The organism is Planotetraspora sp. A-T 1434 (genome assembly GCF_025420585.1).
In the GTDB taxonomy this organism is placed as follows: Bacteria; Actinomycetota; Actinomycetes; order Streptosporangiales; family Streptosporangiaceae; genus JAOEGB01.
In genome coordinates, this window is the sequence record NZ_JAOEGB010000014.1 from 197744 (window position 1) to 205287 (window position 7544).

General features: G+C 69.9%; 9 protein-coding genes. 5 read left to right on the plus strand and 4 right to left on the minus strand.

The genetic code is table 11. The annotated features are described in order from the left end of the window. Positions 1-46: 46 nt before the first annotated feature. Together N5079_RS20065 and N5079_RS20070 are read left to right on the plus strand one after the other, a co-directional pair. On the plus strand, positions 47-754 hold the full coding sequence (locus N5079_RS20065; RefSeq protein ID WP_261585468.1) for a GNAT family N-acetyltransferase: 708 nt from the start codon (positions 47-49) through the stop codon (positions 752-754). Further along, positions 751-1638: a lysophospholipid acyltransferase family protein gene (locus N5079_RS20070; RefSeq protein ID WP_261585469.1), complete on the plus strand. Its 888-nt coding sequence runs from the start codon at positions 751-753 to the stop codon at positions 1636-1638. The genes N5079_RS20065 and N5079_RS20070 overlap by 4 nt, the downstream gene beginning before the upstream one ends. A gap of 45 nt (positions 1639-1683) precedes the next feature. On the opposite strand, the gene N5079_RS20075 is transcribed toward N5079_RS20070, so the two are convergent. The 4 genes from N5079_RS20075 to N5079_RS20090 form a co-directional block, all read right to left on the minus strand. Further along, positions 1684-2241: a DUF11 domain-containing protein gene (locus N5079_RS20075; RefSeq protein WP_261585470.1), complete on the minus strand. Its 558-nt coding sequence runs from the start codon at positions 2239-2241 to the stop codon at positions 1684-1686. A gap of 118 nt (positions 2242-2359) precedes the next feature. Continuing rightward, positions 2360-2902, minus strand: a complete 543-nt coding sequence (locus N5079_RS20080) for a hypothetical protein (RefSeq protein ID WP_261585471.1) — start codon at positions 2900-2902, stop codon at positions 2360-2362. A gap of 66 nt (positions 2903-2968) precedes the next feature. Continuing rightward, entirely contained in the window at positions 2969-3934 is a 966-nt protein-coding gene (locus N5079_RS20085; RefSeq protein WP_261585472.1) for an S-adenosylmethionine:tRNA ribosyltransferase-isomerase, read from the minus strand. Further along, positions 3931-4593, minus strand: coding sequence for an SDR family NAD(P)-dependent oxidoreductase (locus N5079_RS20090; protein WP_261585473.1), 663 nt, complete (start codon positions 4591-4593; stop codon positions 3931-3933). The genes N5079_RS20085 and N5079_RS20090 overlap by 4 nt, the downstream gene beginning before the upstream one ends. Before the next feature lie 167 nt (positions 4594-4760). Between N5079_RS20090 and N5079_RS20095 the strand changes: the two genes are divergently transcribed. The 3 genes from N5079_RS20095 to N5079_RS20105 are packed head-to-tail and all read left to right on the plus strand — an operon-like array spanning position 4761 to position 7368. Beyond that, positions 4761-5549, plus strand: coding sequence for a hypothetical protein (locus N5079_RS20095; RefSeq protein WP_261585474.1), 789 nt, complete (start codon positions 4761-4763; stop codon positions 5547-5549). Between the two features lie 53 nt (positions 5550-5602). Next, complete coding sequence (locus tag N5079_RS20100) at positions 5603-6748, plus strand: GAF domain-containing sensor histidine kinase (protein ID WP_261585475.1); 1146 nt, start codon at positions 5603-5605, stop codon at positions 6746-6748. Between the two features lie 5 nt (positions 6749-6753). Next, positions 6754-7368, plus strand: coding sequence for a response regulator (locus tag N5079_RS20105; RefSeq protein WP_261585481.1), 615 nt, complete (start codon positions 6754-6756; stop codon positions 7366-7368). Positions 7369-7544 lie beyond the last annotated feature (176 nt).

Consider the following 7544-nt stretch of genomic DNA (forward strand, 5'->3'; position numbering starts at 1 on the left):
TGTCGTCATGGTGGAGCGGCCCCGTGCGGAAGGAAGGACGCGCACTATGACGATCACCGCGCAATACACGATTGGGCTGGCCGAGAGCGCTGCCGATGTCCAAGCCGCCCAGCGACTGCGATATCAGGTGTTCGCCGAGGAGATGGGCGCCCGGCTCGACTCCCCGGTGAGCGGGCTCGACGCCGACCGGTTCGACGCGTACTGCGACCACCTTCTCATCCGGGAGGGCGACACGGTCGTGGGCACCTACCGGCTGCTGCCGCCCGGTCGGACGGACCGGCTGTACTCGGACACCGAGTTCGACCTCCGCGCGCTCGCGGGCATCCGGCGCGACCTGGTCGAGGTGGGCCGCACCTGCGTGCACCCCGACCACCGGGGCGGGGCGGCCGTGGGCCTCATGTGGGCGGGCATAGCGCAGTACATGGTGAACGGCGGATACGGCTGGCTGGCCGGCTGCTGCTCCGTCCCGTTGGACGACGGCGGCGCTGTCGCGGCCGGGGTGGTCGACCGGGTGCCGCTCGGCCCCGAGGACTACCGCGTCACCCCGCGGAACCCGTGGCGGGCCGCCGGAGTGGCCCCGTCCGAGCGGTTCGTGCTCCCGCCCCTGCTGCGCGGCTACGTCCGCCTCGGCTCCTGGATCTGCGGCGCCCCCGCGCACGACCCCGACTTCGGCGCGGCCGACTTCTTCGTCCTTCTCTCCATGGCCAATGTGGACATGCGCTACCTCCGGCATTTCCTGGGAGACACGCTGTGAACGCCACGTCTCCCTGGCTCCCCGTCTCGCCCTGCACGCCCGGCGCGTGCGTGGACGAGCCCATCGTCCTGGCCGGTCCCGTGCGCCGCGCGGCGAGGCTCCTGGGCGCGGTCTCGGTGATCCTCGCGGGTCTCCTGCTCGCGCCCATCGCGGCCCGGCGCGCGCGGCTCACCATGATCTGGTCGCGGCTGCTCCTCAGGGCGCTGGGCATCCGGATCGACACCCGGCGGGCGTTCGCGTTCATGGGCGGCTCGGTCGGCGGGACCGTGGAGGCGCATGCCGTACCGGACGGCGGGACGCTCCTCGTCGGCAACCATGTCTCGTGGCTCGACCCGCTCGTGGTCGCCGCCACCACCCCGAGCCGCCTCCTGGCCAAGAGGGAGGTCGGCGAGTGGCCGCTGATCCGCACGCTCGCGTCGGGCGGCGGGGCGCTGTTCATCGACAGGGACCGGCTGTCGGCCCTCCCGGAGGCGGTCGAGGCCGTCGCCGCGGCCCTGCGCGCCGGGGACACCGTGGTGGCCTTCCCCGAGGGCACAACCTGGTGCGGGCGGGAGATGGGCCCGTTCCGCCCGGCGGTGTTCCAGGCGGCCATCGACGCGGGCGTGCCCGTACAGCCGATGGCGCTGCGGTTCCTGGAGGGCGAGGGGATGTCGACCGCGCCGTGTTATGTCGGGGAGGACACGCTGCTCGCGTCGATCCTCCGGGTCACCGCGATCAGAGGTCTGCGGGCCGAGGTGACCTTATTCCCGGGCGTACGGCTCAGGCACCGCGGCACCCACTCGGGACGGCCTCACGAGGCGCGCAGGACGCTCGCCAGGGTCGCCGAGGCCCAGGTCCGCGCCGGAGTCGTCGAGCCGCACCGCGAGACGCTCGCGGCCGCCTGAAAGCGAAAACGCCCGCCTGGAGGTCCAGGCGGGCGTTCCCATGCCTTACTTCACGATCTTGGTCGTGACCGTCCGGCTGTAGAACCAGCTCTTGTAGCCCAGCTCCTTGAGCGCGCGGCGGTCGAGGTCCTCGGCGCCGGTCGGCACGTCGAACACGATCGCGCCGAGCTTGGCCGTGGCCTTGCCGGTGTAGCCCTTCTTGAACTGCACGGTGATGTCGAGGTAGTCGGAGTCGTCGACCTCGAGGACGTACGGCGTCCAGCAGACGATCGTGCGGCCGGCGTAGTCGCACTCCGTGCCCTTGGGGCCGGAGAACCACAGCTTCTTGACGCCCTTGGGCAGCGTGCCGCCCAGCCAGTAGTAGTTGGCGTCGAACGGGCCCGTGTTGGTCACGTCGATCTTGTAGGTCAGCTTCCGGTTGACCTTCGCGACCTTGGGGACGCGGACCTTGACCTTGAATACGGAGTACGGGTCGTCCGCCTTGGTGGCCACGGTCTTCACCGACGCCGGAGCGGCCGAGGCCGGGGCGGCGGCGAAGAACGTGGCGCCCGCGAGCGGCGCGACCAGCGCGAGACTGGCGATCTTGGTGATCGGGTGACGCATGTGCGCATGTCTCCCTGAGGACGAGGGGGGAAACGGATAAACCCCCGTTAATCGGAGGAAGTTTTTACCATCTCTTTGCCTTGTCCGTAAAGATCTTATTCTGGCGCCGTATGACTACTTAACGCACGATTGTGGAGTGCGTCTTGATCCAGCTGATGTCGCCGCCGAACTCGCTGAGCAACTCCTTGGGGTCGGTGTCCAGGGAGGCGTCGGTCACCGCGCCGCCGAAATAGCCGTAGAGCTTGCCGCGGGCCGACCCGCTGACCCATGCCTTCACCCAGAAGGTGTAGCTCTTGCCCTTGCTGAGGCCCGGGAGGAGGCACAGGGCCCGCAGTTGCTCGCGGGTGCACCCCTCGCGGTAGTGGGAGCCGCTGGGCACGTAGATCCGGACCTTCGAGACGCCCTTGGGGAACTTGGCCGCGAGGAAGATCGGATGCGTCTTGGTCCGGAGCTGGTTGATGAGCCTGACCTTGTAGGACACGACGTGCCCCGCACGTACCCGGAACGGGTAGTTAACCAGGATCCGGACGGGGGCCGACGACGCCGTGGTCGCGGACGGGGCGGTCGCCGGCGCCGCCGCGGCCGGGCTGGGGGCGACGACTACGGCTGCCATTAGCGGGGCCGCGATAAGTGTGGTGAGCCTGACGATGACGGTTCGCATGCGGTCAGCTTTTACGTCGAAAATCAGCGTTTCATTGCGTTCAGATCACAGATGTGGGACCGCTCGCTAAACGATCAGATGAGTGTCGCCGAACTCGTGCCACAGATACCCCTCTCTTAGCGCGGCCTCGTAGGAGCGGGAGAGCAGCTCCGGCCCAGTGATCGCGGTCAGCATCATCAGGTGGCTCGACTGCGGCTCGTGCAGCCCGGTGATGAGCCCGTCCACGGCCCGGACTCCCTCCGCCGGCGTGACGATGTGGGAGGTCCACCCGTCGGTGCGGCCCAGGGCCGCCGTCTCCAATGCCCGGACGACCGTAGTGCCGACGGCGATGACCCGGCCGCCGCTCTCGCGGGTGAGGGCCGCCAGCCGGGCCGTCTGGGCGGAGACGGAGAACCGCTCCGGGTAGGGCGGCTCGTCCTTCTCCGGGGACGCCACGCCCGTGTGGAGGGTGACGGGGGCGACCGAAATCCCCCGCGAGACCAGGGCCGTGACCAGCTCAGGCGTGAACGGCCGGCCGGCGCTCGGCATCTCGGCGCTTCCGGGCACCACGCCGAACACCGTCTGGTAGTCGGAGAGCGGCCAGTCCCGCTTCACGTACGAATAGCGGATCGGCACTCCGTGCCGGCGCAGGAAGGACGGCACGTCCCGGTCCAGGGACGCACGCCACAACCGTGGCGTCTCCCGGTCGAGCAGCCGCAACGTCGCCCCGTCCGGCATGGGCAGCCACTCGCCGGGCGCCCCGCCGGAGTAGGGCTCGGTCGCGACAGCCGTACGGCGCCGGAGCTCGACCAGCCACTCGCCGGACGGCAGCCGGCTGGAGAAGTGGACGGCGAGGCGGTCCAACCGTACGGCGGCGGGCATCGTCGCCGAGTTGTTGACCACGAGCAGGTCGCCGGGAGACAGGATCCGCGGCAGGTCGGCGAAGGTGTGATGGGTGATCTCACCGGTGTCGCGGCGCGAGACGAGCAGCCGCACCTCGTCGCGGCGCAGGCCGCGGGCCTCCGGAGGCTCGGGCGCATCCCTGCCGATCATTCGAGCGTTCCCCGGGTGAAGCGCCCGCTGGCCGGACGGCTGCCGACCAGACGGAGCAGCGAGGGGGCGACGGCGTCGGGCGGCGACGCGGAGGACGCCTCGTCGCGTCCGACGGCGTCGGCCAGCATTCCTGTGTTCATCTCGCCCGGGTCGACCCACCAGACCGCGACATCAGGCTCCTCGGCGGCCAGCACGTGAGAGAGCTGGTCGAGCGCCGCCTTGGTCGAGCCGTACCCGCCCCAGCCCTCGTAGGCTTCCACGGCCGCGTCCGACGAGATGTTGAGGATCGCCCCGTGCCGCTTCCGCAGCGCCGGAAGCGTGGCCTGGACCAGCGCCAGCGGGGCGATCACGTTGACCTCGAACAGCTCCCGGAGGTCGTCGAGCGGGTAGCCGGCCATGTTGGGCAGCGGGACCGGCCCGAGGCCGCCCGCGTTGTTGACGAGAAGATCCAGCTCCGGTACGGCTTCCGCCAGCCGGGCGACATGCGTGGGGTCGGTGACGTCCCCGGCGATCGCCCTGGCGTCGAGGTCGAAGGCCGCGGAGAACAGGTCCTCCTCGCCTCTGGCCGTAAGGAGGAGAGACCAGCCGTCCGCGGCGAGAGCCTTGGCGAGGGCCAGTCCCAGCCCTCGGGAGGCTCCGGTGATGAGCGCCTGTTTCATGGGCTTCACGCTAGGAATCCGGCGGCGGCCGGACATCGGCCCGCGGACCGGCTCACAGCTGGGCACTTGGGCCTAGGCCCACCGGCGGAGTTTGCCGCAAATGTCCTCGCGGTCGAAGCCGGGCAGAATACGGTCTTGACTTCGCTGGACTATCAAGGAATTGACACATGAAGCGAGTCATCGCGGGCATCGCGGGCATCTCCGCCGTCACGGCCGTCGCGCTCGTGACCGCGACTCCTGCTCACGCCGCTCCCGCCGACCCGGTCAAGGCGTTGAAGAGCCAGTTCATCCCGGGCAAGGGTGTGAAGTTCACCGACCGCACCGTCCTCATCGTGGATGGAAAGAGCACGCACTTTCTGCGGCGTACAGGCTCTTTCCAGTTCGGTAAGGCAGGCATCGCCGCATCAGACATCAGCGCGAAGTACGCAGCCACTGACTCCACCGGCACGTTCGCCCCTGAACGGACGATCAGGATCGGCACCACGACCTACACTCAGGGCGGCATTTACCGCCAGAAGCTTCCAGAAGGCAAGTCCTGGTACAAGGACCAGGGCGGCATGACCGGCGGCGCCAGCGGCTGGCTGAGCCAGCTGGTGAACGTCGCCGAGCCGGCGACTCTCAAGACTCTGCTCAGCAGCGCCAAGCAGGCCCATGGCAGCTATAGCGGCACCACCACCTTCGCCCGGCTGGCCAAGGTCTCGCCCTGGTTCCGGGCCACCTTGCCGATTCGGTCGAGCGACAAGACCGTGGTGACTTTCAAGCTCACCCTGGGCCGTAACGGGCTGCCACAGCGCCTGACCACCTCGTATCCGGCCACGGGCCTCTTCGACAGCGACGCCTGGGAAGGCAAGACGGTCAGCGTCGAGACCCGCTTCACCGGCTGGGGCAGCAAGGTCTCCATCAAGGCACCGCCCGCCAGCAAGGTGACCACCAAGCTGCAGAGCGACGACGGCTAGTGCCCAGACCCGCGCCGGACGGCCCCGAGGCGTACACCTTTAGTGTGTGAGGCGTGTGCGAGCGAACCGGGACCGTCAATGCGCACGAGCGGGACGCCGTGCTGCGCGCGGTCAGCTCGGCCGTGCTCGCGGTCACCCGGCACCTGTCGGTCCGCGAGGTGCTCCAGGTCATCGTGCGGTCGGCGCGGCAGCTCCTCGACGCCCGCTACGCGGCGCTGGGCGTCCCGGACGATCAGGGCGCGTTCGAGGAGTTCGTCGCCGAGGGCATCTCCGACGAGGAGTGGGAGGCCATCGGGCCGACCCCGCGGCAGCACGGCATGCTGGGCGCGATGCTCCGCGAGGGCGCGCCGGTACGGCTGGCCGACATCCGCAAGGACCCCCGGTTCGAGTGGTGGCCGAGGGCCCATCCCGTGCTCAAGGACTTCATCGGCGTGCCGATCCGCGACGGATCCGAGGTGCTCGGGATCATCTTTCTGTCCAACAAGAGGACGCCCGGCGGGTTCACCCAGGCCGACGAGCAGCTGCTCACGATGTTCGCCGCGCACGCCGCCATCGCACTCACCAACGCCAGGCTGTACGAGCGCGGGCGCGAGCTCACGCTGATCGAGGAGCGCACGCGGATGGCCCGCGACCTCCACGACGCCGTGAGCCAGAAGCTGTTCTCGCTGCGGCTGACCGCCCAGGCGGCCGCCGCCTTCATGCGCTCGGACCCGGAACGCGCGGCCCAGGAGATCGAACGGGTCGAGCGAATGGCCGGAGAGGCCCTCGCCGAACTGCGCGCCGTGATCGTGGAGTTGCGTCCGGCCGAGCTGGACCGGCACGGGCTGGTCGAGACCTTGCGCAAGCACGTCCAGCTGCTCGACCGCCTGCATCCCGTCACGATCGGGTTCACGTTCGAGGGGGACATGCCCGGCCCTCTGCCGCCGCCGACCGAGGTCGCCGTGCTCCGGGTCGCGCAGGAGGCGCTGCACAACGCGCTGCGGCACGCGGACCCCACCCACATCGGCGTACGGCTCTCGCATGCCAGGGCCAGATTGACTCTTGAGGTGAGCGACGACGGAACGGGATTCGACGAGGCCGGTGTGCACGGGCTGGGGCTCCCGTCGATGAGCGACCGCGCCGAGGCGGCCGGAGGGTCGCTCGCGGTGGACTCACGTCCCCACCAGGGCACGACGGTCCGCCTGGAGGTGCCCGCGTGACCAGCCTGATCCGCGTGCTGATCGCCGACGACCACCCGATCGTCCGGCAGGGCCTGCGGACGTTCCTCGACGTCCAGGAGGACCTGACCGTGGTCGGAGAGGCGGCCGATGGCGCCGAGGCGGTCGCCCTGGCCGCATCCCTCGCGCCTGACGTGCTGCTGCTCGATCTCAAGATGCCCGTGCTCGACGGGCTCGGCGCGCTCACCCAGCTCAGCGGCCTCGACGTGCGGGTGATCGTGCTGACCTCGATGAGCGACCGCGCCGATGTGGCCCCGGCCATGCGGGCGGGAGCGGCGGGCTTCCTCTACAAGGACGTGGACCCGGCCGCCCTGGTCCAGGCGATCCGGGCGGTCCACGGCGGCCAGGTGCTGCTGGCACCCGAGGCGGCGGACGCCATGCTGACCGGCCCCGCCCATGCCGAGGCGGGAGCCGTACTGACCGAGCGGGAGCGCGAGGTGCTTCGTCTGATCGCGGCCGGCCGCTCCAACAGGGAGATCGCCCGAGAGTTGGTCGTGGCGGAGAAGACGGTGAAGACCCACGTCTCCAACGTCCTCATGAAGCTCGGCGTGCAGGACAGAACCCAGGCGGCCCTCTACGCCGTACGCCACGGCCTCGCGTGACCCCTCGCCGTTAGAACTCGTCGGGGGTGACGAGGTAGCAGTCGCCGGTGCGGGTGCGCCATAGGAGTGTGCCTGGTGTGGGTTCGGTGACGTGGGTGCCGGGGAGGGATTTCATTTTGTGGTGGCGGCGGTGGAGGGCGGCGAGGTTGGCGTCGGTGGTTGGGCCGCCGTGGTGA

What these genes read in the sequence shown, in the direction of transcription:
- N5079_RS20065 (WP_261585468.1), top strand. Translation starts at nt 47, where the DNA reads ATGACGATCACCGCGCAATACACGATTGGGCTGGCCGAGAGCGCTGCC.
- N5079_RS20075 (WP_261585470.1), bottom strand. Translation starts at nt 2,241, where the DNA reads ATGCGTCACCCGATCACCAAGATCGCCAGTCTCGCGCTGGTCGCGCCG.
- N5079_RS20080 (WP_261585471.1), bottom strand. Translation starts at nt 2,902, where the DNA reads ATGCGAACCGTCATCGTCAGGCTCACCACACTTATCGCGGCCCCGCTA.
- N5079_RS20085 (WP_261585472.1), bottom strand. Translation starts at nt 3,934, where the DNA reads ATGATCGGCAGGGATGCGCCCGAGCCTCCGGAGGCCCGCGGCCTGCGC.
- N5079_RS20090 (WP_261585473.1), bottom strand. Translation starts at nt 4,593, where the DNA reads ATGAAACAGGCGCTCATCACCGGAGCCTCCCGAGGGCTGGGACTGGCC.
- N5079_RS20095 (WP_261585474.1), top strand. Translation starts at nt 4,761, where the DNA reads ATGAAGCGAGTCATCGCGGGCATCGCGGGCATCTCCGCCGTCACGGCC.